Source organism: Sphingomonas elodea ATCC 31461, assembly GCF_000226955.1.
Lineage (GTDB): Bacteria > Pseudomonadota > Alphaproteobacteria > Sphingomonadales > Sphingomonadaceae > Sphingomonas > Sphingomonas elodea.
This window is the reverse complement of the sequence record NZ_AGFU01000013.1, coordinates 1-2,500: the sequence shown is the minus strand read 5'-3', so window position 1 is coordinate 2,500 and position 2,500 is coordinate 1. Positions and strand designations below refer to the sequence as shown.

Sequence of the window (2,500 nt, the reverse complement as noted above, 5' to 3'; positions counted from 1 at the left end):
TAACACGCACTGGAGGTCCGAACCGATTAACGTTGAAAAGTTACCGGATGAGTTGTGCTTAGGGGTGAAAGGCCAATCAAGCCGGGAAATAGCTGGTTCTCCGCGAAAACTATTGAGGTAGTGCCTCGGATGAACACCCTAGGGGGTAGAGCACTGGATGGATGCGGGGGTCGCGAGATCTACCAATTCTAACCAAACTCCGAATACCTAGGAGTGATATCCGGGAGACAGACGGCGGGTGCTAAGGTCCGTCGTCAAAAGGGAAACAGCCCTGACCTACAGCTAAGGTCCCCAAGTCACGTCTAAGTGGGAAAGCATGTGGGAATCCCAAAACAACCAGGAGGTTGGCTTAGAAGCAGCCATCCTTTAAAGAAAGCGTAACAGCTCACTGGTCTAAACAAGGGTTCCTGCGGCGAAGATGTAACGGGGCTCAAGACGTGCACCGAAGCTTAGGGTGTGTCGTAAGACACGCGGTAGCGGAGCGTTCCGTAAGCCTGTGAAGTGGAAGGGTAACCGACCATGGAGGTATCGGAAGTGCGAATGCAGACATGAGTAGCGATAAAGAGGGTGAGATGCCCTCTCGCCGAAAGACCAAGGGTTCCTGCGCAAGGCTAATCCGCGCAGGGTGAGCCGGCCCCTAAGACGAGCCCGAAGGGGGTAGTCGATGGGAACCACGTTAATATTCGTGGGCCTGGTGGTGTGTGACGGATTGCGTGTGTTGTCAGTTCTTATCGGATTGAGCTGGCTTCGAAGCAGTCCCGGGAAATAGCCCCACCGTATAGACCGTACCCGAAACCGACACAGGTGGTCTGGTAGAGTATACCAAGGCGCTTGAGAGAAGTGTCCTGAAGGAACTCGGCAAATTGCCTCCGTACCTTCGGAAGAAGGAGGCCCTGCATCTGGGCAACCAGTTGCAGGGGGCACAGGCCAGGGGGTAGCGACTGTTTAGCAAAAACACAGGGCTCTGCTAAGTCGGCTTCAAGACGACGTATAGGGCCTGACGCCTGCCCGGTGCCTGAAGGTTAAGTGGAGGAGTGCAAGCTCCGAAATGAAGCCCAGGTAAACGGCGGCCGTAACTATAACGGTCCTAAGGTAGCGAAATTCCTTGTCGGGTAAGTTCCGACCTGCACGAATGGCGTAACGACTTCCCCACTGTCTCCAGGACATGCTCAGCGAAATTGAATTCTCCGTGAAGATGCGGAGTACCCGCGGTTAGACGGAAAGACCCCGTGCACCTTTACTGCAGCTTCAGAGTGGCAGTGGAGAACAACTGTGTAGAATAGGTGGGAGGCTTTGAAGCACTGGCGCCAGCTGGTGTGGAGCCACCAAGTGAAATACCACCCTGTTGTTCTTTACTGTCTAACCTCGTACCGTCATCCGGTACAGGGACCCTCTGTGGCGGGTAGTTTGACTGGGGCGGTCGCCTCCTAAAGAGTAACGGAGGCGCGCGAAGGTTGGCTCAGGCCGGTTGGAAACCGGCTGTTAGAGTGCAATGGCATAAGCCAGCCTGACTGCGAGACTGACAAGTCGAGCAGAGACGAAAGTCGGTCATAGTGATCCGGTGGTCCCTCGTGGAAGGGCCATCGCTCAACGGATAAAAGGTACGCCGGGGATAACAGGCTGATAACCCCCAAGAGCTCATATCGACGGGGTTGTTTGGCACCTCGATGTCGGCTCATCACATCCTGGGGCTGGAGCAGGTCCCAAGGGTTTGGCTGTTCGCCAATTAAAGTGGTACGTGAGCTGGGTTCAGAACGTCGCGAGACAGTTTGGTCCCTATCTGCCGTGGGCGTCGAAATTTGAGAGGAGTTGACCCTAGTACGAGAGGACCGGGTTGAACATACCTCTGGTGTACCAGTCGTTCCGCCAGGAGCGCAGCTGGGTAGCTATGTATGGACGGGATAACCGCTGAAAGCATCTAAGCGGGAAGCCTCCCTCGAGATAAGATTTCATAGAGCGGTCGAAGACCACGACCTTGATAGATCGGATGTGGAAGCGCGGTAACGCGTGGAGCTAACCGATACTAATTGCTCTTTTCGCGCTTGAGAGTTTCACACCCCCATCGACAACCCTGGGTTGTTCGGTAGCCGGGTGGATGAATTTCCAGCCTTTGATCGTGCACGATTTGAAAAACGTTTCCCCCTTCGCCCACACCGGCTTCATTGCTTGGTGGCCATAGCGTCTGTGACCCACCCGATCCCATCCCGAACTCGGCCGTGAAACCAGACAGCGCCGATGGTACTATTGCTCAAGCAATGGAAGAGTAGGTCGCCGCCAGGCATTGAAGCCGGTGTCGGCAAAGGCACGGAAACCAAAACCCATTCACATGTCCCCCGTTCGCCCCCACAAAGGGCACCAGCATTGGCGCGGGGTGGAGCAGCCCGGTAGCTCGTCAGGCTCATAACCTGAAGGCCGCAGGTTCAAATCCTGCCCCCGCAACCACCGCTACAGAACGCCACACGCCGCCCTCACGGGCGGCGTTGTCTTTTGTGGCATACGC

1 tRNA gene and 2 rRNA genes (1 of these 3 cut by a window edge) are annotated in these 2,500 nt (G+C 55.7%); all 3 read left to right on the top strand.

What is annotated here, in order from left to right:
* Positions 1-2,047 (top strand): 23S ribosomal RNA (locus tag KK7_RS0104750); it begins 747 nt to the left of the window's first position.
* A gap of 118 nt (positions 2,048-2,165) precedes the next feature.
* Positions 2,166-2,280 (top strand): 5S ribosomal RNA (rrf, locus tag KK7_RS0104745).
* Between the two features lie 85 nt (positions 2,281-2,365).
* Positions 2,366-2,442 (top strand) — tRNA-Met (locus tag KK7_RS0104740).
* The last annotated feature ends 58 nt before the right edge of the window (positions 2,443-2,500 follow it).